This is a genomic window from Roseivirga misakiensis (assembly GCF_001747105.1).
In the GTDB taxonomy this organism is placed as follows: Bacteria; Bacteroidota; Bacteroidia; order Cytophagales; family Cyclobacteriaceae; genus Roseivirga; species Roseivirga misakiensis.
The window spans coordinates 919,680-943,730 of record NZ_MDGQ01000005.1 but is presented as its reverse complement, the minus strand read 5'-3'; the positions used below and the strand labels follow the sequence as shown (position 1 = coordinate 943,730).

23 protein-coding genes are annotated in these 24,051 nt (G+C 38.5%); 17 read left to right on the top strand and 6 right to left on the bottom strand.

Annotated features, from left to right (window positions below):
* Positions 1-100: 100 nt before the first annotated feature.
* Entirely contained in the window at positions 101-688 is a 588-nt protein-coding gene (locus BFP71_RS11870; protein ID WP_069835678.1) for an LOG family protein, read from the top strand.
* A gap of 109 nt (positions 689-797) precedes the next feature.
* The gene (locus BFP71_RS11865) at positions 798-3,290 is read left to right on the top strand and encodes a hybrid sensor histidine kinase/response regulator (protein ID WP_069835677.1); all 2,493 of its coding nucleotides are present in this window, start codon (positions 798-800) and stop codon (positions 3,288-3,290) included.
* Between the two features lie 2 nt (positions 3,291-3,292).
* Here the strand turns inward: BFP71_RS11865 and BFP71_RS11860 are convergent, their stop codons facing one another.
* Complete coding sequence (locus BFP71_RS11860; protein WP_069835676.1) at positions 3,293-3,934, bottom strand: NUDIX hydrolase; 642 nt, start codon at positions 3,932-3,934, stop codon at positions 3,293-3,295.
* 93 nt (positions 3,935-4,027) lie between these two features.
* Between BFP71_RS11860 and BFP71_RS11855 the strand changes: the two genes are divergently transcribed.
* The 3 genes from BFP71_RS11855 (at position 4,028) to BFP71_RS11845 (ending at position 6,450) form a co-directional block, all read left to right on the top strand.
* A complete protein-coding gene (locus BFP71_RS11855; RefSeq protein WP_088125010.1) occupies positions 4,028-4,690 on the top strand; it encodes a DUF4159 domain-containing protein in 663 nt (220 codons plus the stop codon).
* Between the two features lie 86 nt (positions 4,691-4,776).
* Positions 4,777-5,151, top strand: a complete 375-nt coding sequence (locus tag BFP71_RS11850; RefSeq protein ID WP_069835675.1) for a BlaI/MecI/CopY family transcriptional regulator — start codon at positions 4,777-4,779, stop codon at positions 5,149-5,151.
* Between the two features lie 9 nt (positions 5,152-5,160).
* A complete protein-coding gene (locus BFP71_RS11845) occupies positions 5,161-6,450 on the top strand; it encodes a TonB family protein (protein WP_069835674.1) in 1,290 nt (429 codons plus the stop codon).
* On the opposite strand, the gene BFP71_RS11840 is transcribed toward BFP71_RS11845, so the two are convergent.
* The gene (locus BFP71_RS11840; RefSeq protein ID WP_069835673.1) at positions 6,447-6,911 is read right to left on the bottom strand and encodes a hypothetical protein; all 465 of its coding nucleotides are present in this window, start codon (positions 6,909-6,911) and stop codon (positions 6,447-6,449) included. The genes BFP71_RS11845 and BFP71_RS11840 overlap by 4 nt on opposite strands.
* A gap of 68 nt (positions 6,912-6,979) precedes the next feature.
* Here BFP71_RS11840 and smc point away from each other — a divergent pair, with 68 nt between their 5' ends.
* The 8 genes from smc (at position 6,980) to BFP71_RS11800 (ending at position 17,153) form a co-directional block, all read left to right on the top strand.
* Positions 6,980-10,513, top strand: a complete 3,534-nt coding sequence (gene smc / locus BFP71_RS11835; RefSeq protein WP_069835672.1) for a chromosome segregation protein SMC — start codon at positions 6,980-6,982, stop codon at positions 10,511-10,513.
* 83 nt (positions 10,514-10,596) lie between these two features.
* The gene (locus BFP71_RS11830) at positions 10,597-11,220 is read left to right on the top strand and encodes an SGNH/GDSL hydrolase family protein (protein ID WP_088125142.1); all 624 of its coding nucleotides are present in this window, start codon (positions 10,597-10,599) and stop codon (positions 11,218-11,220) included.
* On the top strand, positions 11,217-12,071 hold the full coding sequence (locus BFP71_RS11825) for a cyanophycinase (RefSeq protein WP_069835671.1): 855 nt from the start codon (positions 11,217-11,219) through the stop codon (positions 12,069-12,071). The genes BFP71_RS11830 and BFP71_RS11825 overlap by 4 nt, the downstream gene beginning before the upstream one ends.
* Positions 12,072-12,177: 106 nt before the next feature.
* Positions 12,178-13,758, top strand: coding sequence for a MutS-related protein (locus tag BFP71_RS11820; RefSeq protein WP_069835670.1), 1,581 nt, complete (start codon positions 12,178-12,180; stop codon positions 13,756-13,758).
* Between the two features lie 76 nt (positions 13,759-13,834).
* Positions 13,835-14,455: an RNA polymerase sigma factor gene (locus tag BFP71_RS11815; RefSeq protein WP_245701842.1), complete on the top strand. Its 621-nt coding sequence runs from the start codon at positions 13,835-13,837 to the stop codon at positions 14,453-14,455.
* On the top strand, positions 14,445-15,221 hold the full coding sequence (locus BFP71_RS11810) for an anti-sigma factor family protein (protein WP_069835669.1): 777 nt from the start codon (positions 14,445-14,447) through the stop codon (positions 15,219-15,221). The genes BFP71_RS11815 and BFP71_RS11810 overlap by 11 nt, the downstream gene beginning before the upstream one ends.
* Position 15,222: 1 nt before the next feature.
* Entirely contained in the window at positions 15,223-15,819 is a 597-nt protein-coding gene (locus BFP71_RS11805) for a hypothetical protein (protein ID WP_069835668.1), read from the top strand.
* A gap of 17 nt (positions 15,820-15,836) precedes the next feature.
* Positions 15,837-17,153, top strand: coding sequence for a hypothetical protein (locus tag BFP71_RS11800; RefSeq protein ID WP_069835667.1), 1,317 nt, complete (start codon positions 15,837-15,839; stop codon positions 17,151-17,153).
* 84 nt (positions 17,154-17,237) lie between these two features.
* Here BFP71_RS11800 and BFP71_RS11795 read toward each other — a convergent pair whose 3' ends face one another.
* Positions 17,238-18,362, bottom strand: coding sequence for a BF3164 family lipoprotein (locus tag BFP71_RS11795; RefSeq protein WP_176723358.1), 1,125 nt, complete (start codon positions 18,360-18,362; stop codon positions 17,238-17,240).
* A 222-nt stretch (positions 18,363-18,584) separates the two neighbouring features.
* Here BFP71_RS11795 and BFP71_RS11790 point away from each other — a divergent pair, with 222 nt between their 5' ends.
* Positions 18,585-18,956, top strand: a complete 372-nt coding sequence (locus tag BFP71_RS11790) for a BlaI/MecI/CopY family transcriptional regulator (protein ID WP_069835665.1) — start codon at positions 18,585-18,587, stop codon at positions 18,954-18,956.
* The gene (locus tag BFP71_RS11785) at positions 18,953-21,034 is read left to right on the top strand and encodes a M56 family metallopeptidase (protein WP_069835664.1); all 2,082 of its coding nucleotides are present in this window, start codon (positions 18,953-18,955) and stop codon (positions 21,032-21,034) included. Before BFP71_RS11790 ends, BFP71_RS11785 begins: the two co-directional genes overlap by 4 nt.
* A 73-nt stretch (positions 21,035-21,107) precedes the next feature.
* Here BFP71_RS11785 and BFP71_RS11780 read toward each other — a convergent pair whose 3' ends face one another.
* Genes BFP71_RS11780 through BFP71_RS11770 form a run of 3 tightly spaced genes read right to left on the bottom strand, consistent with a single transcriptional unit; the run spans position 21,108 to position 22,303 of the window.
* The gene (locus BFP71_RS11780; RefSeq protein WP_069835663.1) at positions 21,108-21,368 is read right to left on the bottom strand and encodes a DUF6952 family protein; all 261 of its coding nucleotides are present in this window, start codon (positions 21,366-21,368) and stop codon (positions 21,108-21,110) included.
* Complete coding sequence (locus BFP71_RS11775; protein WP_069835662.1) at positions 21,349-21,663, bottom strand: thioredoxin family protein; 315 nt, start codon at positions 21,661-21,663, stop codon at positions 21,349-21,351. The genes BFP71_RS11780 and BFP71_RS11775 overlap by 20 nt, the downstream gene beginning before the upstream one ends.
* Before the next feature lies 1 nt (position 21,664).
* Positions 21,665-22,303, bottom strand: a complete 639-nt coding sequence (locus BFP71_RS11770; RefSeq protein ID WP_069835661.1) for a peroxiredoxin — start codon at positions 22,301-22,303, stop codon at positions 21,665-21,667.
* Positions 22,304-22,843: 540 nt separating this feature from the next.
* Between BFP71_RS11770 and BFP71_RS11765 the strand changes: the two genes are divergently transcribed.
* Together BFP71_RS11765 and BFP71_RS11760 are read left to right on the top strand one after the other, a co-directional pair.
* Positions 22,844-23,413: a pentapeptide repeat-containing protein gene (locus tag BFP71_RS11765; RefSeq protein WP_069835660.1), complete on the top strand. Its 570-nt coding sequence runs from the start codon at positions 22,844-22,846 to the stop codon at positions 23,411-23,413.
* A 58-nt stretch (positions 23,414-23,471) separates the two neighbouring features.
* Positions 23,472-24,047 carry a TetR/AcrR family transcriptional regulator gene (locus BFP71_RS11760; RefSeq protein ID WP_069835659.1) on the top strand — a complete coding sequence of 192 codons (576 nt, stop codon included), beginning with the start codon at positions 23,472-23,474 and terminating at the stop codon, positions 24,045-24,047.
* Positions 24,048-24,051: the final 4 nt, after the last annotated feature.

Sequence of the window (24,051 nt, the reverse complement as noted above, 5' to 3'; positions counted from 1 at the left end):
AAAAAAACTATCTGCGGGGGACAGAGATTCATTTGAGCGGTATCATATTTTTTAAAACATTTTAGTTAGCTTGATCTCTACTCAACTAAGCCTTAGCGATATGCAAAGAATAAAAAAGGTGTGCGTTTACTGCGCTTCAAGTAATAAGATCGAGTCTAAATATTTCGAAGCAACTGAAACGGTAGCGCGCGCACTGGTAAAGAATAATACAACTGTTGTTTATGGAGGGGGTGCCAACGGCCTAATGGGTGCCCTAGCCGATACTGTCTTGGAAGAAAAAGGGAGAATTATCGGTATCATGCCTCATTTCATGAAAGAGGTGGAATTTCATCATAAAGACGTGAATGAATTCATTTTTACTGCTGATATGCATGAAAGAAAGAAACAGTTTATGGTAGGTGTAGATGCGCTTATTACTCTTCCTGGTGGGTGCGGCACTTTCGAGGAATTAATGGAGGCTATAACATTAAAACGTCTCGGGATTTTTACTAAACCTATTCTTATCCTCAACCTTGATGGCTATTATGATGACTTGTTAAGAATGTTAGATAAGGCGATTGAGGAAGGATTTCTGAGCGAAAAACACCGTCCAATTTGGACTGTATTTACAGATCCAGCGAAGGTAATTGAGGCTATCATGGGCAGCACCCCGTGGTCCAGTGATGCGATTAACTTTGCACAAGTTTAAGACCAAGTAGCATTACGAGCCACATGGCCGATATTCTGACTGGTAAAATCCTACTGAAAATTGGCTGAAAGCATAAAATTGCTGAAATTTCGATTTGAAAAGTGCCATAATGCACAGAAACAAACTCTTACTACTCACATTATTTTTGTTAAGCACCTTGCCGATCGCTGCTCAGCAAGGTTTCTACGAAAATATTCAGTATTTATCATCTGATGAGGAAGAGGTTACGATCGGTAATCGAATTCTCTTGTTTGAGGATAAGAGTAAGGTTATGGATATTGATTCCATTCAGCGCCTAAAACCACAAGATTTCACATCTTTTAATAATACTAAGGAGCTTAATAAATTATCTAATTACTGGACATATTTTCAGTTGAAGAACCAGTCTCGCAGTGAGCTATCTTTCATCTTAAAAGGTGGAATTAATGCGAAAGAAACTTACTATTTGGTTGTTGACAATCAAGTGACTGATGTCAAAAAAACGGGGTATCATTTCCCAGTTGATACTAGGGATATAAAACGGGGCCACCAAACTCGAATTAACATCTCTATTCCCACTGATAAAACGCTTCACCTTTACGTAAAAATCGAATCGACAGACAACTCACCGATTGACGTGCAAGCTCGGCTGATTCCTGCTGATCAATGGCAAAGTAAGTTTGAAAAAGACAAACTCTTCCAAGGTCTCTTTTCAGGAGTTTTATTGATCTTTTCGATCGTTACGCTCTTTATTTACGGTTTTACGAAAGAACGCGTGTTCCTTTTCTTTGGACTCTATACCGCTGTCAACCTCGTTTATTTCCTGTACTTACACGGGCTAGTCGAATTTTACTTTTTGCCGCAATCGACAAACTACTTATCTATTTTATGGCTGCTGCCATTACTAAGCGCCGCAGCATATGTGAACTTTACCAGGCACTTTCTAGCTACCGAAAGTGAGTTTCCCAAATGGGAGAAATTTGTAAAAGTTTTACCCCCAATTAATGTATTTCTATTCGTGGTTGGGTGCTCTTACTTACTAATAACAGGAGATTTTTATCATAGTCTGATGGGCACAAGAATAAGCTTAATTCTACTCTTGCTATTCGCAATGACCTTTATGGTACGGGCATGGCTTAGCAAAAATATTATTGCTAAGTACTATGCTTATGGCACATTATTATTTGTAACCTCTTTGCTCCTTTTCTTGGCCAACCAACTGACTTCGCCTTCTCATGACCTACCGATTATCGTTCAGATAGGCATATTACTAGAGACTGTAATTTTCAGTTTAGGCGTAAGTCACAAGTTGAAGCGGCAATTTGAAGACCATAACATCACACAGCGATCATTGATCCTACAGCTAAAGAAAAACGAAGAACTACAATTAAATACCAATCAAGAACTGGAGGAAATCGTCGCGGACAGAACTCAGCAGATTAAGAAACAAAACATTGCGCTCGAAAAGGCACAGAAACTTGCAGAAAAGGCCACCAAAGAAAAGTCGGACTTTTTATCGGTGATGAGTCATGAAATCCGAACTCCTCTCAATGCGATCATTAGTTTATCGCATATCATGGAAATGGATAACAAAGACAGAGAAATGAAGGAGTACATCGATGCCTTGAAATTTTCTGCCGAAGGACTCCATTCCCTAGTCAACGACATTCTTGACCATAATAAAATGGAAGCCGGCAAGCTTCGACTAGAAAACATTGAATTCTCTCTGATAGACCTTCTCAAAAACTTAGGAGAACTTTTCAAGTATAAAGCGAATAACCAAGGCCTTGAACTAAGGATAGAAATAGGAGAACATCTTCCAGACCGATTGCTGGGAGACCCAACAAGGTTGGCGCAGATTTTAACCAACTTGATTTCTAATGCCATTAAATTCACGGCTGAAGGTTATGTCCACATCAAAGCATCTCTTGCAGGCGTAAAAGATGACACCGCCACAGTTTCCTTTGCTATATCAGATACAGGCATTGGAATCCCGGAAGATAAGTTAAAGTCCATTTTCGAGGATTTTGAACAAGCGAGTAACGAGATTACCAGAGAATATGGTGGTACTGGCCTAGGCCTATCAATTGTTAAAAACCTCTTGAAAATGATGGGTAGCACTATTGAATTGAAGAGTCAAAAGGAAGTTGGTTCTTGCTTTGCATTTGATATTGACTTTGGGTTGGACCCTAACTTCCAAATGATCGATTTGCAGCAGCAGGATCGTGATAAAGACCTGAAAGCACTCAGTATTTTGGTTATCGATGACAACGATATGAATCGTTTGGTACTCAAAAGACTACTACAGATTTGGAATGGAGGTTTTACAGAAGTCGACAATGGTGTAGATGCAGTCGAAATGTGTAAAGAAACTTCTTATGACCTAATTCTGACAGATTTAGAAATGAAACCGATGAACGGTTTTGACACTGCAATTAAGATCTCCAAAACATCAAAAAACAGGCAAATTCCGATCATTGCTATGAGTGCGCATAACCCATTGGACTTTGAAATCGAATATAAAGAGGCGGGGTTTGTTGACTTTGTCCATAAGCCGTTCGATCCAGAAGAGTTATTTCAAAAAATAACTGCGGTTACCGGTGCACAGAAACCCATTGAATAAGCCTAACCAATTTCATCAAGCACGTGAATCAGCTCAGATAAAATCATGGCTGTTGCACCCCAAACCACCTCTCCTTCTACATTAAAATATGGCGAATCAATCTTATAGGGTGGAAAATGCATTGTTTTAATCCCTCTATTATCCACATCCTTTAATTCGGCCAAGCTTGGCAAAAGTACGCGATCAACTTCACGTTCATCTGGAATGAATAAAGGCTCACTTTTCAGTACGCCAACGGTTGGGTAAACTTTGAAATTACTGGCAATTATAAATAGCTCAGAAAGTTGACCCAACACATCAATATTTTGCGGTAATACACCAATTTCTTCATGGGTTTCTCTCAATGCTGTTGCTGTCAGGTCAATGTCGGACTTTTCAACTTTTCCCCCAGGTAAACTAACCTGACCGCTATGCGCTCCTTGGTAAACAGGCCTTTTCATTAGAGGGAGGAAAATCTCACCATTTTGGGGATACAAAAGCACCATGACTCCCCCTGGCCTTGCAGGTCGTAGTGGATCCTCTCTGAACCTCTTTTCGTCAATAGGCCTTGGTGCCATTATCTCTTGCGCTTTTCGACCGGGTAATGGTTCAGTCAAGCGATGGCTCAAACGATCAACAAAAGACTGAAAGGAATCAGAATTCACAGGGTAAAAGATAATTTGTTAACATTGTTAAAATTATAAACTTCAAAGGACTAACAGTCGTTCCCTTCTATATGTTGAATATCATCTTAAATCATGAGTTATAAGAATTTACTGGCGATCTTCTTGCTATTTGCATCACTTTCTGCCGTTGGTCAGAGTGAAAAGTTAAAAATGGCCAAACTCAAGTATAATGGCGGCGGCGATTGGTATGCTAACAAAACAGCACTACCTAACCTAGCGAGATTTTGCAACCAATACCTACGCACGTCTTTCGATGAAGAAGACGCAGTAGTAGAAGTTGGTAGTCCAGAGCTTTTCGACTACTCCTACATCTACATGACTGGTCATGGAAATGTCGTTTTCAGCAGTTCTGAAGCAGAAAATTTAAGAAATTATTTAGTCTCTGGTGGCTTCTTACACATTGATGATAACTATGGTTTAGATCCGTACATTCGGTTGGAAATGAAGAAGGTATTTCCAGAGTTAGAATTCATTGAACTGCCGCTAGATCACCCAATCTATGACCAGAAATTCAAGTTCGAAAAAGGATTACCGAAAATTCATGAACACGACAACAAACCGCCACAGGGTTTTGGCTTGATTTATGAAGGGAGATTGTTGTGCTATTATTCGTATGAATCAGATTTGGGCAACGGCTGGGAAGACAAAAGAATTCATAATGATACCGAGGCAGTTAGGCAAAATGCACTCAGAATGGGCGCAAATATTATCGCCTTTGCCCTTACACAATATTAGCATAAGATTTAAAATAAACTAACAGGTTAGTTTGAAAACTAGCCAGATAGTTGTATCATTGATTGATAAGAATTAAAATTAGGAATATGAAGGAATTGACTAAAGCGGAAGAACAGGTAATGCAGATTTTATGGCAAATCGAAAAAGGGTTTGTTAAAGATGTATTAGCTAAAATTCCAGAACCGAAACCCGCTTACAATACTGTATCCACGATAATCCGAATTTTGGAGAAAAAAGGTTTTGTAGGATACAAGGCGTACGGAAAAACTCACGAATATTTCCCAATCGTAGATAAGACATCATACAGTAACTTCTACTTAAAGAACTTTATAGGTGGCTACTTTGGAGGATCTTTCCAGAAACTCGTTTCATTTTTTGCAAAAGAAAACGATATGGACATGACGGATTTCCAATCCTTAATGCAACATGTTGGTGACGACTTGAAGGAAGAGGATAAATAGTAGCGCATCATGGGAAAGCATCCAACCATAGAATTATTAGAAAAACTAAATGGGTCATTGATCTACGTGTTAGAATCAGCGACTTGTTTAGCGATTCTTTATCTGGCTTACTATTTCCTACTTAGGAAAGAAAAAAGCTTCAGATATAATAGATTCTATTTATTGGCTGCCCTCCTATTTGCCGTCTCGTTCCCATTGATCGAAATCGATTATAATCCAGCGACGACACCAGCCGTTCTGAACTCGATTCACCAAGTGGGAAATGAAGTAGGAAATGAGCCGATCATTGAAGCTGACAAAGCTTACTCTTATACAATTACTGCACAATCTGAAAGACCTTTCCTACTGTGGTGGGAGGCAATTTTAACGATATATATAATTGGTGTTGCACTAGGCTTATTAAAGCTACTTTTAAGAATAAGATCATTCAAAGAAATCGTCTGGTTCAAACGCCATAACACCCGATACAAAACAAAAGGGGCTTACTTTCACGTCAACACCGACGGTTCAATGCCTACCTTTTCTTTTTTCAACTATCTGTTCTGGGACAACACACTAGACTTAACAGAAAGAGAGAAAAATCAAGTATTAGACCATGAAAAGGTGCACATAAAAGAAAAGCACTCTTACGACATCATGTTCGTAGAAGTTCTGAAGATCGTGTTTTGGTTTAACCCTTTCCTTTATCTTTTTAAGACTTTACTTGAAGAATGCCATGAGTACTTAGCGGATAGAAAAGTAGCGGCTGAAACAGGAAGTGCCCTGTACACACAACTACTTGTAAAAACCGTTTTTAGAAAAATGGGATTAAGCTACGGTAGCTATTTCGGCAAGAATCAAACTGTCAAAAGAGTTAACATGTTGACCAGCACCAAAAGAGTCAACTTTTTAAAGCTTTTAATACCAATACCATTAATTGCAATACTATTCTTCATCTTCTCTTTTGAGGCTAGAATTCCGAGTAACATTAAGATTAAAAACGTTACCATCGAGAATCACTTGATGGCCAATAATGATGAATCGCCATTACCATTAGACGGCATTAAATCGCTCGAAGAAAGTATTCAGTATCCTGAGAAAGCCATTACCGCCAATATAGAAGGAGAAGTGGTTGTGTCATTTACTGTTAATACAAAAGGTACCCTTGAAAACTTACAGTTCGATAGCAAATTAGGCTATGACTGTGAAAAGGAGGTTTTTAATGCATTGGCTAGATCAGGTAAATGGAAGCCAGCTGTAATTGACGGTGAGCCTACCGAGACAAGAGTTAAGTTGCCGATCGAGTTCAAACGATCTTAATACTTTCTCTGAAATATTTCTGATGCTATAAAAGCTTTTTTAGCACTATCTAAATCCGAAAACATCTGCAAGTATTCACTTTGTGATTCCTCCTCTTGTTCGTACTCTTCGAAAGTAACCATAGGCTTTCGCTCTTCCTTTTTCACTTTAATAACTTCCGGTTTGGGTTTTGACTCAAATAGATAATCAGGCTTCTTGTGCGACTCTTTGATTTCCTCTAACTGGGGGATTCTAACTGGCTCAGGCTCTGGTTGAGATTTTTGACCAGTAAACTCTTCTAACAGCTCTTCAAAAGTGGGTCTCCTATCCAAAGGAGGTGGCCCGACAGTTTCTGGATTATCTGTATTATCCGGATTCGAAGGTCTTCGCCCCACCTTTTTCTTATTCTTATTCGCTGAGGTGAAGATGAAATAAATCACCCCTAGAACAAGGTAAACAATGGTACTCAAATCGAACTCCATGACACTAGCAAATCTAAGAATTAATTCTAATTTTGCTAGCTACACCCATTTTTTACTTAGCGCTATTCATGCAGCTTACCAAACTTGAAATAAAGGGATTTAAAAGCTTCGGAGACAAGGTCGTTATCAATTTTGATGAGGGAATAACGGGTATTGTTGGACCTAATGGTTGTGGTAAATCCAATGTGGTAGACGCCATTCGATGGGTGCTTGGAGAACAAAAAACTAGAATGCTTCGGTCGGAGAAAATGGAGAATATCATTTTCAACGGCACAAAAAAAAGGAAGCCCACACAGCTCGCTGAAGTTTCACTTACTTTTAATAACACTAAAAACCTTTTACCTACCGAATATACCGAGGTAACTATTACCAGAAGGTATTATAGATCGGGTGAGAGTGAATACCTGCTCAATGGAGTAAGCTGTAGGCTAAAGGACATCAACAACCTCTTTATGGATACTGGGATAGCTTCGAATAGCTACGCCATTATCGAGCTGCGAATGGTTGATGACTTACTGAATGACAAAGACAACTCAAGAAGGTCATTATTTGAAGAAGCGGCAGGAATCTCAAAATTCAAAACTCGAAAAAGAGAAACGCTTAAAAAACTAAAAGATACCGATGACGATCTTGATCGTGTAGAAGACTTGCTCTTTGAAATTGAGAAAAACCTCAAATCGCTCGAAAAACAGGCACGACAAGCCGAAAGGTATTACAAACTTAAGGAAGAGTATAAGGTAGAGAGCATATCGCTTTCTAGACTAGCAGTAGCCGAAAAATCTGCCAACTACAAGAGTATTGAAGCAGACATTCAGAAAGAAGCCGATCTGAAAGTTGAGATTGGACAAATGATAGCTAATCAGGAGGCCAATATAGAGAAGGGCAAAACAGATTTGATTTCTAAAGAAAAGCTGTTGGCTTCTCGACAAAAAGCACTGAATGAACACGTCAATAAGATTCGACAGTTCGAAAGTGATCGAAAAATAAAAAACGAACGACTTACTTTTCTAGAAGACAAAAGCGACAACCTTAGACAGCAACTGGAGGCAGATAAGAAGAGTAACGAACGCGCCGCCTTTAGTTTAGACAGTTTAAGAAATGAGTTGGAGAAGGCCGAAAAAGAACTGGCTACGGTAACTGCTGAAGTGAATTCTTTAGAAAAAATCTATAACGAGCAAAAGGCGATAGCGCAAGAAGCGCAAGAGGCCTTCGAAAATAATAGACAGAATTTCACAGTAAAAAGAGAGAGACTCTATACGTTAAAAAAAGAGATTGAGGTTAAACAAATCCAACTCGACACTTTAAAAGGTGAATTTTCCAAAACGGAGTCTGATACTTCCGAACAATCGGAAACGCTAGCCCAATTCGATAACAAACTGGCGTCAGTAGAAACGGAGCTAGATCAAAAGAAAAAGGCTTTAGACAAGCGAAAGGTCCAAGAAGAGCAACATAACAACGCCCTTCAAAAAACGACCGAAACCATTGACATCATTCGAGATGAACTCACAACAGTGAGCAGGAAACTGGATGCCAAAAGGAATGAATTTAACCTCACAAAGTCGTTAGTAGAAAACCTAGAGGGTTTCCCAGAAGCCATCAAGTTTCTAAAAAAGAAAGCCAATTGGAACAAGACGGCCCCTCTCCTTTCAGACATTATTGCCTGTGATGAAAAGTACCGTGTAACGATTGAGAATTATCTCGAAAACTACATGAATTACTACATCGTGGATACTGAGCGACAGGCTTTTGAAGCGGTGAATATATTAAGTGATGCTTCTAAGGGAAAGGCAAATTTCTTTGTCTTGGACGCATTAGAGCGGTATGAACCCAAAGAACCGCGTTTATTCGAAAATGCCGTTCCAGCAACGGAGATTGTAGAATTTGAGCCTAAATACAGGAAACTGATCGGGCATATTCTAGAAAACGTATTCATCATAAATGGCGGGCCAGGAGAAATCCCGATGGATGATGAAGCCGTATTTATCACTGAAACGGGAAAGTACACTAAGCGCAAATTCAGTATTGCAGGTGGTTCTGTTGGTCTGTTTGAGGGAAAGAGAATTGGTAGAGCCAAAAACTTAGAAAAGCTCGAAAAAGATATCAAATCGCTCGAAACCAAGTCTGTTGATATCAAAGATCGCTTAGACCAAAAACAGCAAGAGTTAGCCAGACTGAAATCAGACACTTTCAAATCTGAGATAGAACAGCTACAAAGTGATTTTGGTAAAGTAAACGAAGAGTACATTTCCCTAAAAACTAAGAAGGAGCAACTAGCGCAGATGCTCACTAGTCGTGCTAACAGAAAAGAGGACATCCTCAAGAACATCGAGAAATTGAGTAACTCTTTGGATCATTTGGTGCCAGAGGTTGGGGAAGAGCAAGTGGCCTTTGCAAAGATAGAAGCTACTATTGGTGAGCTTGAATCTAAGGCGAAACTAGAGAACGAGCAGTTATCTCAAAAATCTCAAGCTTATAACGAGAAGAACATTCTTTTCCATCAAAAACAAAGCAGAGTCAATTCAGTAACTCAAGAAATCAGTTATAAGCAGACTGCTTTTGAAGGCAGCAAAGTTAGGATTGAAAAGAATCAGGTAGAACTCGAGAATAACGAAGCAGAAATAAAGAGACTCATTACTAATTCTGAATCCAATGAAGACGAACTCATTGGCATGTATGATGAAAAAGAGTCTATCGAAAAAGGTGTTAACGAAGCTGAAAAAGACTATTACGCACAACGTGGAGAAATCGATGTCTCTGACAAAACTTTAAGAGAGCTACAGAAAAAGCGTGAGCATTCTGATGCCCTCATGATGGAGTTACAGAATAAATTGAACGAAACGAAGCTTGAGCTAAGTTCAGTAAAAGAAAGGCTTTCGGTTGAGTTCAATGTAAACCTTGATGAATTACTCAAAACAGAGGAGCCATTAGAAAGTGACAAATCTATTGAAGAGTTAGAGGCCATAGTTTTGAAACTTCGAGATAAGCTAGAAAAAATGGGACCAGTTAACCCGATGGCCATGGAAGCTTATGACGAAATAAAACAACGCCATACTTTCATCTCTGAGCAGCGCGATGACCTCATAGCCGCCAAGGGGTCTTTACTTGACACCATCGAAGAGATTGATACGGTAGCGAAAGAAACCTTTTTGGAGGCTTTTGACAATATCAAAACAAACTTTATCCAAGTCTTTAGGTCGCTATTTACCGAGGAAGATGACTGTGATTTAAAACTCATTGATCCAGAGCGACCTTTAGAGTCACCTATAGAAATAATGGCCAAACCAAAAGGTAAAAGGCCGTTAACAATCAATCAATTATCGGGTGGAGAGAAAACTTTGACCGCTACTTCTCTACTATTCGCGATTTATTTACTGAAGCCAGCACCATTCTGTATTTTCGATGAGGTAGATGCCCCTCTGGACGATGCTAACATTGATAAATTCAACAACATTATTCAGAAATTTTCGACCGAATCGCAGTTTATTATCGTTACACACAATAAACGCACAATGGCCGCCACAGATATCATCTATGGAATTACCATGATTGAACAGGGAGTTTCTAGAGTGGTACCAGTTGACTTAAGAGAGTTAACCGATTAATTTAAAGCGACTTATCATTAGCTATGCCTTACTTCAAAAAGCTTTTCATAGGATTAATGCTTTGTCTCACAACATTTTCAATTATGGCACAAAACCAAAAACCTAAGACCTTTCTGGCCCTCGGTGATTCCTATACCATTGGCGAGAGTGTTTCAGAAGATGAAAGATGGCCAGTCCAATTGGCTAAAAGGCTTACAGATGATCATGGTATAGCGGTGGAATCTCCAAAAATCATTGCTAAAACTGGTTGGCGTACCGATGACCTTAAAAAGGCCATAGTTGATGACTTCAGCCTATCCAATTCTTATGACATGGTCTCGCTACTCATCGGGGTGAATAATCAATACCAAGACAGACCTATAGTCGACTTTGAAACTGACTTTGAGAAACTGATCAAGACCGCCATAGAGCTCGCTAATGGTAACAGAGAGCATGTTTTTGTGGTATCTATTCCCGATTATGGAAAAACTCCATTCGGAAAACAGAAAGAAGATGAGATTAGAAAAGAAATAGACCTCTATAATAAAATTGGTAGACGCATTAGCAAAAGGTACAAGGTCAAATATTTTAACATCACCCCTATTTCCAGAAAAGCAAAAAAACGTCCAGAACTTGTGGCTAAAGACGAATTACACCCTTCTGGTATTATGTATACCGAATGGGTTGATTCAATCATCGAAGATGTAGCTAAACTGATCGTAAAATGAGAACCTTCTATTCTATTCTTGCCCTAATCTTAGCCTTAAACCTATCTGCCCAAACAACAACCACAGGGCCAAAAAACGGGCATTTAATCATTGCCGGAGGTGCATTAAGAGACCCAGCAGTATTTGCCAAGTTTATTGAATTGGCTGGAGGCACAGAGTCCCATATCGTCGTTATCCCAACAGCCAGTGGCAGAGAAATCACCAAGGCCATCGAAGAAAGCATAATCAGTTCATGGAAAGCTCGGGGTGCTAAAAAAGTCACCGTACTCCATACAACTGACCCAAAAGAAGCTGATAAACCTGAATTTGCCGATGTTTTGAATGACGCTACAGGAGTATGGCTACCGGGCGGAAGACAATGGCGTTTTGCGGATTCTTATTTGAACACAAGAGTTCAAGAAAACTTATTCAAGGTTTTAGACAGAGATGGAGTCATAGGTGGCAGTTCTGCTGGAGCCACAATTCAAGGTTCCTACCTTGCCCGAGGAGATAGTAAAACGAACACAATTATGGTGGGAGATCATGAAGAAGGATTCGGCTTTGTCCAGAATATCGCGATCGATCAGCATACGTTGGCACGAAATCGACAGTTTGATATGTTCGAAGTACTAAATGTATACCCTTCCCTACTTGGCTTATCCATCGATGAGAATACGGCTGTATTGGTTAGCGGTAATGAGTTTGAAGTCATAGGACAAAGTTATGTTTTGATTTACGACGGTACGCATTGGGATCAAACTAAAAATCAATTCGTCAAAAACGGACCTAATCAGGAAAGATTTCATATGCTACGTGCCAACAGAAAATATGATATGGCCAATCGTAAAGTGATACCGCAAAGACGACGTTAGTCTTCAATCGTAGCTGTTTTGACACGTTCAGGTATTTCAATTACCTTCTATGTTTCCTTTGATCATTATCTAAAACAGATTGATTAACTAGTAAGAAAGTAAGGTGATGTTCAGCCGATCGAAAAAAAGAAGAATAGCGCTACTCGAGAAATACTCCCAACTGAAAAAGGAAGTTTTCCATTTCGACGTTATCAAGAAATACGCCGAAGGCACAAAAGATTCAAAAGACAGTTTTAGAATCTCCACCGCTACCTATAATGACCTAGACTTCGATGAGCTCTTTATGTTCCTAGACAGGAGTATTTCCAAAGTTGGCCAACAGTACCTTTATCGTGAATTTCAGAGCATTCCAAATGATAGGACGCCTACCGAAAAAAGAGAGGCACTTATCACGCAATTGGAAGAGAATCCAAAAGCAAAGGAGGAGTGTATTGTAGCACTTTCTAAACTATCTAGTTTTGAGGCCAACTATCTACCTACGATATTTCTGGAAGAGCAAATACAACCGCCACCTTGGTTTTGGGCAATCAAATTATCAGCCATAATCAGTTGTATTACCTTTCTAGGAGCTTTTATATATCCTGTCCTTTGGATCGCTCTAGTTTTTATACTGATCGGCAACTTTATCATTCACTATTGGAATAAAAAAAATCTCTATCAATACGCTGCATCTTTATCTGAGCTCATCATACTAGTGGATGTGGCAAAAAGCACCGCCAAGCATCTCGATAACGAAGATCCATCTACAAAGGAAGCTATTAGCAAACTAGAGACGCTCAAATCTCTAATTTCAGTATTCAAATTCAACCCTGCCCCTAAATCTGAAATTGGAGAGCTTGTAGACTATATCATAGAGCTTATTAAAGCCTTATTTGTGATAGAGCCCATACTACTTTTTAAGATTCTGGATAGACTCGAAAACCAGAAAGACCATATCCACCAATTATTCAAACATGTAGGTGAAATTGACCTTTCCATTAATATTCAGAGTATTCGAAACTCATTAGATATTCATAGTCAGTTGCAACTGACTGACAAACTCTGTACGCTTCATATGACGAAGGGCTACCATCCTTTGATTACTGAACCTGTCGACAATAACCTGAAAGTAGATGGCCAATCTATTTTGCTTACTGGCTCCAATATGTCTGGTAAATCTACTTTTATTCGTACCCTGGGTATAAATGCCATCATAGGTCAAACGCTCAACATTTGTTTTGCCGAAGCTTTTAGTATACCTCATTTGCATGTTTCCTCGGCTATTAGGATCGCTGATGACCTCATGAATGATACCAGCTATTACTTTCAAGAAGTTTCGGCTATCAAAAAGCTTTTAGCAGCGAGCGATCAGCCAACCCCCCATCTATTTTTATTAGATGAGCTATTTAAAGGGACCAACACCCTCGAACGAATCGCCTCCGGCAAAGCTGTATTAAGCAAACTAACACAGAATGGAAACCTTGTCTTTGTCGCTACCCACGACCTAGAATTATCGGAGTTATTGAAAGAGGAATACAGCACTTACCACTTTTCTGAGCAAATCGTCGAAAATGAAATCGTATTTGACTATAAACTCAAAACTGGTAGTCTTCAAAAAACAAACGCCATTAAAATCCTCCAAGTCAATGGGTTTCCTGAGGATGTGATTGAAGAGGCTAAGCGTATCGTGCACAAGCTTAAGAATTAAGGTCACTTTTCTTTTTCTTAACTTTCTTCAAACTTTTTTTAATCTCCTGACATCTTAAATCCGGAACGGAAAACCAATGAAGGAAGTCAACTTGATGCCACAAACCAATTTCTTAGTTGCAGCAGCCAAATCGGGAGATGTTATCGCCATGAACCAATTGGTAAAGCAATGGCAAAAAAGGATTTACAACTTCAGTTATAAGTACTTCAATGACTACGATATGGCCATGGAAGTGACTCAGAAAACCTTCATTTCCATGAATAAAAACCTGAGTAAACTGAAAGATGAAGGCAGCTTTAAATCATGGATTTATCGGATTGCTGCTAACTATTGTCACGAAGAAGTTCGGAAACAGCAAAAACGTTGGGTTTTCCCTTTCATGAAAGTACAGAGCAAGAATGACAGTAAGGACATTGAAAATACAGTAGCCAACGGCGGTCATGAAAACCCTGAACAAGTATATGGAAATACCGAACTAAAATCAGTACTGAAAAAAGCACTTTCTACACTACCAGAAGAACAGAGAATGGTAGTCATTATGAAGGAGTATGAGGGGCTAAAGATTCGTGAAATAGCTGAGGTAATGGAAATCTCAGAAAACACTGTAAAGTCTAGGCTTTACTACGCATTGGGTAGTTTGAAAAAACTACTAGATCAATGGAATATTAACAGAGAAACGGTGCAATATGAACTATAAACCAACCGATGAAATTTTGATCGCCTACCTGTATGGTGAGCTTGAGGAAGACCAGTCGTTGCAGGTTGAGGCTTATTTAGAAGCTAACCCTGAGGAAAAAAGCCGCTTAAAAGGCTTGAGCGATACACGAGTTCTTCTCAATGAACTTGATGACGAGGAAATCCCAGGACAACTCGCTTTTATGGCGCCGCCTAAGAATGAAGAATGGCTTTATTGGAGAAAGTATGCTGCCATTGCCGCTACCCTCCTGCTCATCATGACGTTCGGCTGGCTCTCAGGTTTCAAAGTCAATTATGACAATGACGGGTTCTACATGGGGTATGGAGAAGTACAAAGAGGATTATCCGAAGAACAGGTTACTAGTATGATCAATGACAATAACCTTTCTATTTCAGAATTTGTAGAAAACGGCTTACAAGCTAACAAGGATAGTTTAAGTCTGCAGTTAGAAAACTTGCAAACCAATGTGGATAACGAAGCCTTGATTAGAGAAATTTTCAACAATGAAAAAGAGGCGCTTTTGACCCAAATGGTCGGTTTTAATGATAAACTCAGCGGAGATTATAGAGAAATATTAAGAGAAATAGTCATCAACTTTTCAAACAATATTGAATCCCAACGCATCGAAGATTTAAGAGGTATTCAAGCAGCTTTTACTGATCTAGAAGATGCTACCATAGGCAAACAATTTAGGTTAGAAGAAGCATTGACTGATCTTGAAGAAAAGGTAAATACGGTGATAGCGAATAATTCAAACAACAAATAGAATGGTCAAAAACTCAAAATATCTATTGATCCTCCTATGTCTTTTTCTCGGCAGCAATGTTTTTGGTCAAACATTCAACGCAATCAAAAGAGATATGGAAATCTCAAAAGTCACCTTGGACAACTTCTTGAAAAAATGGGATGGCGCTCCGCTGATCAACAACATCAAGGGTACTGAGGCCACTCATAAATCAGGCGAGGGGATCACTTTTACTATCACGGCAACTAATGCACGCATACTGATGAATACACAAAACAGGTTTTTCAGAAATGGAGATAGTGAAATCATGAAGTTATTCTATTCATCACAGATCATTGAGCTACAAAAAGAAAGACTTTTGACGGCTTTGGAAGAGTTCTTAGAAGATTTCAATAGCTACCTACCACTACTATCAGAAGAAGAACAGTTTAAAGTAGTCTTTGATGTAAAAGATGAAGAGATAAAGAAGGACGGTAAAGTTATTCCAGCGGCCAAAGGATCGGACCAAAGAACCTATCAGTTAGTAGCCAAATGGAATGTAGAAGATTTAGAAAATTTTAAAAATGGCAAGCTCAGTGCTGACCAATTCAATGAAAAAATAACAGTAGAAAAGGAATAATATTAAGTATCTGAATTATGAAAAAAACAACAATGAACAAATGGATTTTAGCTTCGCTAGTACTCGTGTTAAGTACAGGACTAAATGCTCAGGATGCACAAGGTGTAGCCGAAGTTGATTTCTTCGGCCGAACTCAACAAGACCTTTCTAAGCTTCCAAAAATGGAGCGAGATATAATCATTCTTCAAAATGTGCTCAATGGCCTATTCAATGGTAGCAAAGGAAGCTTTTACGCCTCTACACGTGGTGCAAAAGGGATATACGTACCAGGCAAAGGAGTAATCTTTAATATAGGAGCGCAAAGCAATGCCTCACAACTAATCTTGATTGATCAGTTAGCCGCTTCTGGTGGCGAAGATGCCGTCACGGTTGTCGATGGACAAACAAGCGCAAATATCAGTGAGGATAATGAGTCAATTGAAGAGAGATTAAAATCACTGACAGGTGACTTCCTTGTCAACTATGGGAGCATTCTTACTGATTTAAAAGCAGGGGAAAAAGTAATGTTAAATGTCAATTATGACGCCTTGAAAAAGGACGACCCAAAAGAGACTAACAGAAGCTCTATTCATGGTGGTACTATTGTTTACCGAGGTGGAAAGCGACTGGATAAAAAGAGAATGGTTAGTGCCATAGATTATTCGACAATCAATAGCTACCTCACTGGAAAATCTACGCTCGAGCAAGCGACTAAAAAAATAGACTTTAATGTAGTAGATAGAGTAAGTAGCAGTATGCAAGACGCAAGAATAATGGCTGGCATACTAGATGATTTATTCCAATCAAATTTTGAAGGCGCTTTTAGGCGAAGTGGCAAAACTAGTTGGACATATTTCGAAGGTTTCGGCTTAATGTACGATCTAAACATTAGAGGAAATTATGGCAACCTCATTGGCTATACTGTTGCGGGCGATGGCACCCCAGCTTTAAGATCACAGTCGTCGAATGACAGAAAAGACAGCAATAAACTAGCTGAAGAAAGCTTTGATGAACTCATAGATTTAGTCAAAGAAAGCCTTATTACTTATGGCAGAACATTAAGAAGTGTGAAAAGTGATGAAGTGATCATCTTCAATGTGAACTTTGGCTCTTCTTTCAGAAAGACCAAACTACCGAAGGCGATTAGACTTCAAGTTTCGAAAAGCCAAATTGAGGATTTCTCTCGTGGCAAAAAGACAATCAGCCAATTGAAAAAAGAGATAGAATTAAAAAAATTGAGTGCTAGTACATTTAATAGTTATAATCACTCATTCCCTAGCATGGTTTATGAGACAGCTCCAGACGTAGCGGATCATATAGTTATCGGAGGCACTGCAACATCAAGTGGCAACTAGATTTTAACAAAAATCTAAATAAAAAGCTCGGCTGGTCACCGAGCTTTTTTTACGTCAAAGGAATTAAGTTGGGAACTCATGTAGCTAATCTATTAACGACAAATCCTTTAATTGATAAGATATTATCAAGTCCTCTTCCTGCTCTCTACCATTATTGATGACATACATTGTCCATGTATTTTCATCAACAAAGAACCGACCTAGCCGCCGCTTATCGAGCGTAGCCTTGTAAATAGCTTTTCCACTCCAATCGAAAACCCTAAGTTCGTACATCGGAATTGCATTCTGTCTACCTGCAAAAAAATCCTTTGAATCACTCTCGCTGAATTTATTATAGAGCTGGTATATGTAGTTTGTTGTCGCATAATTGAAGCCGTTGTAATTCATTGCATTAGGTGGTATTAAATAGCGATCATCTTTTAGGTCAACTTCCTTTATCGATTCATTTCCGTTTTGAATTAGTGTTGATACAGAATTATTAATTACATCCACCAGATCAATCCTATCATAAAATTTCATTGAAGACACAACTTGGTTTGTAGATGAGTTGAATGAAGAAAAGGAGGAGTACAAATAACCAATCTTCTCTGCATCAACTTCGGTTTCTTGAATTGGCCAATTAGGTAACCAGGTAACGGTATCTCCCTGACTTTTATAACTGAAAAAACGACCTGATTCTACCCCTAAAGCCTCTTTGGAAACATCACCTTCCACTGTGCCTATGAATTCTTCATCTGAAATAGCATATATATCATTATAGGTCCAAGTAAGCACTGGTGGTAACTTCAGTCTTACCTTAGGCACAGCATCACCTGTAGCTAATAAATCATAAAGGTTAATCTTCTTTAAATCGTAGGTTCTAAAATCAGAAACCCAAAAGAACGTTTCATCATTTTTCTTAACAAATTGTCCATGAAATCTTGGCATTTTCACCTCATCCGGACCATCTCCCACTTTACCAAAACCACCTAAATAAGACCAATCGGATATCTTATAAAAGTGGAAAGCATGCTCCATTTTATAGTCTATCATCAGTACTAAAGAATCGATGATATCAATCCTACTAGGTGAGAGAGGTTCACTGATTTTATGAACCTGATGAGTCAATACATCATTGACCTGAAAAGAGTCATATACGATAAGACCTTTGCCTATCTCGGACTTACATCCAAGGCTTATCACTATAAGTACCAGCAAGAGCATCCTCATTTTTAGCTTCCGACAAAACAAGTAAGACATTTACGAAAAGATTTAATGATGTTTCTACAAGAACGTCATATTGAAATAATAACAAATAAAATTCAACCGGGGAATCTATGTTTCAGTGTATTTCTGACAATTTCTTGAGAAGTCAAAACAATTTCAAACTAACTAATGTTGTAGTTTTAAATATTAATTCTACATTTGTAGAATACAAACGACAACAGTAGAATGAACTTACCGAAATCAGAAGAACAGCTCATGCAACATCTTTGGACATTGGAGAAGGCATTTATGAAAGACTTGATGGACGCCTATCCTGAACCTAAACCAGCTTCAACAACAGTGGCTACCTTGTTAAAGCGACTGCTTGACAAAGGAGCCATCGGCTTTAACAAGTATGGAAACGTTCGTGAGTATTTCCCAATTCTCAAAAAAGAGGACTACTCTTCGAAACAGTTCAGTGGTGTTATGAAGAGTTTCTTTAACGATTCTGTTTCGCAATTCGCATCGTTTTTCACCTCAAGAGAAAACCTTTCTGACGATGAATTAGAGGAATTAAGAAAGATTGTAGACGATCAAATCAAAAATAGAAAGCAATGATTACGTACCTCATCAAATTCATAATTTGTAGCGGTGTTTTACTGCTCTTTTACCACATTGCTCTTCAGAAGGACCGTCTTTTCAAGTTCAATAGATTCTACTTACTCGCTATTCTAGGTTTGTCACTTGTCATTCCCGTCACAATAGTTAGGACAACCTATGTAGAGGTCCCTGCTGATATGTATGTTCAAGAATATGTCTCGGAAAATGAATTAGCAAATAACACCGTTGAAGAGACCTTCTTTGCATCTGACCTTGAGGAAAATATAGCTGGTGAATCGAATTCTCAAAAATCAGTTAGTTCGTCAAATATTATATGGGCCATTTACCTGATGATCACCGGAGTTCTATGCCTTCGTTATTCCAGAAACCTAGTAGCTATATACTGGCTCAAAAGAAAAGCTAAAATTGTACGAGCAGACGGGGTGAAAATTGCTTTGAGATCGGACATTTCCACTTCATTTAGTTTTATGAACTATATGTTCACTAATAAAGAGCGTTTCGAACAGGGGAACTTACCTGCGGAAATTATCGCACACGAGAAATTACACATCAACGATAAGCACAGCCTAGATATAATCTTTATTGAGTTCATGCAGTGCATATTTTGGTTCAATCCGATAATCATCTTTATCAAGAAAGCAATCAAATTAAATCATGAATTTCTTGCAGATGCATATGCGATTAACCTCTCAAAATCGGCGTACGCTTATCAAAAAATTTTACTAGAGTATACAGAAAAGCAAATGTTAAACACGCCAGTTTTGGCCAGTAACTTGAATTATGGTTTCACTAAAAAACGATTAAATATGATGACTAAAAACACAAACAGGATACTGTCTTTGATAAAACCAGTTGCAGCTGGGCTTATCATTTTCAGTGCATTTATGGTACTTGGTGTCACGGATACCGTGGCTAAGGTGGTAGACGATCAGACGACCACGAACGAGGAAGAGCGAAATGACTTAGAACCGAGGAACACAAAAATTGGGGCTATTCCTAAGTCGGACAAAGACGCCCAACCAGACAAAAATGTACAGTTCATAAAGCTTCCAGTATTCGCTATGGAACATAGTTCTTTAAACGATAGTATCGGCACATTTAAGGCTATAACATTTGTACCTACTGAAGCTAAAGTTAGGTTCGAAGATGTGAATGGTAAAATAGTTGAGAAACGCTATCGCCTACTCAATGATTTAGAAAAAAAGCAGTTTTGGAAGCCTGAAGCAAACGGTATGTATTTTAGGGAACCTACTCCAAGAAAGCCCATTAGCCAGTCAGAACTAGATGAATTCTTAGACGGAAAGGTCTATGGTATTTGGCTCGACAATTATAAAATCAAGAACGCTGAACTAAAAAAATACTCCCCAGAAGATATTCACCACTTTTCAAAGAGTAGGCTATTAGGTCGAGCAAAAGCATCTAAAGATTACTCTTACCAAGTAAACCTAACCACCAACTCATATTTCGAGAAAAATGACAATCCCAATGGTCTTTGGGTACAAGTTAAGGTCAGTAAAACCAAAATGGTGCTGGCCACCTTGCCAGTTCAAGATCAAAAAGATGAACACCGCCTTCCTCCACCACCTTTCTTAATCAAATTAATAAGGTATAAAGGGGCAGAAGGAGAAATGATCGTCAAAAAGCTCAACGAACTCAGTACAGAGGAAAAAAAGATCTTATTCAAGAAGGAATCTGGTGCAGAGTATTTTCGACCAGCACCAGCCAAAATGAAAATTGATCAAAGTCTATTGAATCAATTCTTGGACACTAAAAAATATCGAATCTGGGTCGATGGAAAGCAAATTGAGAATCAGGATTTGAAAAATTATAGTCCAGAGGAGCTGCACCATTACCTTAAATCCAAATTGGGTAAAAACGCTAGAAACTTCGGAAAGTATGAATATCAATTAGACATTTATACTGTCAAATCAATTAAGCCCGAGGGTGAGTGGCTCACATTTAACGACCCATTTTACATGCAATTGAAAGACAAAGAAGAGGCGAAAGAACTTGTGCCTCAAATCATAGAAGTAACGTCAAAAGACAAGAAAGCAAAAAAGGGAAATAACCTTTAAGTACAAGCCCGTATTACAAACAAAAAAGCCATCTCTGAGTCAGAGATGGCTTTCTTTATATTCAATAGTTCGACTAACCTTTATCGATTGACCCCATGACGCGCTTCATAAAAAGGTTAAGTGCCTCTTTTTTCGGCGTACCCTCCTTCATCAGTGTATGAACCTCTAAAGCACCATACATATTTGAAATCATTTCACCGAGCACATCGAGTTCCTCATCCTTCAAAGCTTCAGATTCCGTTAGATGCTCTAGCGTCTCCAGTGTTTCTAGGAGATAATCCTGATCATTCTCCTCGATAAAGTTTGCCAGGTGTTTAATTAGCGGCAATCTCATCGACTAAAGCTTTCAAAGATTCAAACTTGTTCGTCTGAACTTGTTTTACAAACTGTCCTTTTTCAAATGCTGCAAAAGTTGGCAAGTTGCTTACGTCAGCCAGTTTTCTAGCATCTGGAAACTTCTCGGCATTAACCAAAACAAATGCTGCATTATCCGTTTCATTGGATAGCTTCTTAAATTTTGGTTTCATAATCCGGCAATTGCCGCACCACGATGCTGAATATTGCACTACAACTTTATCATTGTTATCAATGATCTCTTGTAGATTATCTTGACTCAGTTCAGTGATCATATTAATTATTGCTTAAATAAGCTGCTGTAGCCTCTCTATTGGCATTCATAGCCTCTTTACCTTCTTCCCAGTTTGCTGGGCAAACTTCTCCATGCTCTTGAAGGTGACTCATTGCATCAATCAGTCTCAAGTATTCATTCACATTTCGGCCAATTGGCATATGGTTGATTCCTTCGTGAAAAACTGTACCCGTCTCATCCAAAAGGTAAGTTGCTCTATAGGTAACGCTATCACCAACTACCATATCCAAACCAGTTTCTTCATCATAAGAAACCTCTGAGATATCTAAAATATCGAGCGTTCTAGATAAGTTTCTATTGGTATCGGCAAGCAGATTGTAAGTGATCCCCTCAATTCCACCATCGTCTTTAGACGTGTTCAACCATGCAAAATGAACCTCGGCCGAGTCACATGATGCACCGATTACTATTGTATTTCTTTTTTCAAATTCTGGTAGTGCTTCTTGGAAAGCATGAAGCTCTGTCGGGCATACGAAAGTAAAGTCTTTCGGATACCAAAATAACAAGACCTTTTTCTTGTTTTGAATAGCCTCTTCTAATACGTTAATCTGTATAGTATCGCCCATTTCATTCATGGCATTTACCGACAGATTAGGGAATTTTTTTCCTACGTAACTCATGTTTTTGTAACGATTTTTTCGTGTAAAATCTGGTTAATAAATCAATTCGCCGCGAAGGTAATAAAAGAGATGAAAGTAACTAACAAAGGGATCAATAAGCTTATCAAAAATGTATTGATTTATTTAATCATTAAGATTTAGTATTTGTATACTCAATAAAAAAGAGAGCCGAAGCTCTCTTTTTCTACCTACTTAACTAAAAACTAACAATTTATTTTGAAGCAATTTTAATGATGTTCTAAACAAATTTATTATCTACTAAACTAAACCAACACTATGAATTTTTGCCTCTGCTAATTGTTTTACTTATATGAATAATAGTATTACTATCAATACACTCTTTAACGAGTTTAAAATCTAAGGGTTACCTATTTTTTCACTTTTTTTTTGAAGCATAAAAATCGATTCTCAGGATGCAAAACCTAGTCATTTTATTAAGCGTAAACAGTACTTATAAATCTTCTAAAAGAGACCAAAGGGAAATAGTAATCTTCCCTTAGTTGATATATAGATTGTACCTTTAACACACACCATTTTAAGATGAATGAAATTATAGAGGAGCAAGAGTTTAACAGTATAGACTTTTCGATAAAATATTTGAAGAAAGGGGACTATGAATCATGTGTATTTAGAAATTGCAATTTCTCAAATGTAGACCTATCGCACTATAGCTTTTTGGAGTGCGAATTCATAGACTGCGATCTCTCAGCTGTGAAGCTTACACAAACTGGGCTAAAAGATGTAAAGTTTGAGAACAGCAAACTGATGGGCGTACATTTTGATCAATGCAACCCTTTCCTCCTCGCCTTTCACTTCAAGAGTTGTCAACTCGACCTTTCCTCCTTCTATCAGCTCAGTATAAAAAAGACAATATTTGACCAGTGCAGCATAAAGGAGGTTGATTTTGTGGAAACTGACCTTTCTGAATCTCGATTTGAAAATTGTGATTTAACCAGCGCTACTTTTGAAAATTCAGTATTGACAAAAGTAGACTTAAGGACTGCTTTTGCCTATGATATAGACCCAGAAATCAATCAGATTAACGAAATGAGGGTTTCGGTGGCAGGCTTACCTGGTTTAGTCTCGAAACACAACCTTCGAATTTCTTAAAATTCGTATTTTACCGATCGTTCGGAAACTAATCTCACAAACTTGTGGTTGACTGATCATGCGACCACAAAAAGTAAAAGACGAACACCTTATGCGCGGCCTTATTTCCGTCCTTCGCGCTAAAGGTTACGAAGGTGCCAGTCTTATGGACTTGGCCAATGCGACAGGCCTAAAAAAGGCTAGTTTGTATCACCGTTTTCCTGGTGGTAAGCAACAAATGGTTGAGGAAGTATTGAAATTTATTGGAAACTGGAGTGAAGAACACATCTACGGTGTACTTACCAACAAACAGTTAAATATTGAAGAAAGACTCCTTCGGAGCATTGCCAATATTAATGCACTTTACGATGATGGTAAGTCTGCTTGTATTTTAAAAGCGCTCACTTCAGACGCAAATCTTCTAAACCTGGATAGCCAGATAAAGCAGAGTTTTCAACGATGGATTGAGGGTTTTGAAATTTTAGGGGTTGATGCTGGTTTTACTAAAGATCAATCAATTCAATATGCTCAAGAAGTAATCATTAGGATTCAAGGCTCATTGATCCTTTCTAAAGGTCTCAATAGCACAGCTCCCTTTCAGGAGCAATTAGGTCAAATCAAAACGCTTTACAGTAAAGCTAGCCCTATTCATTAATTCA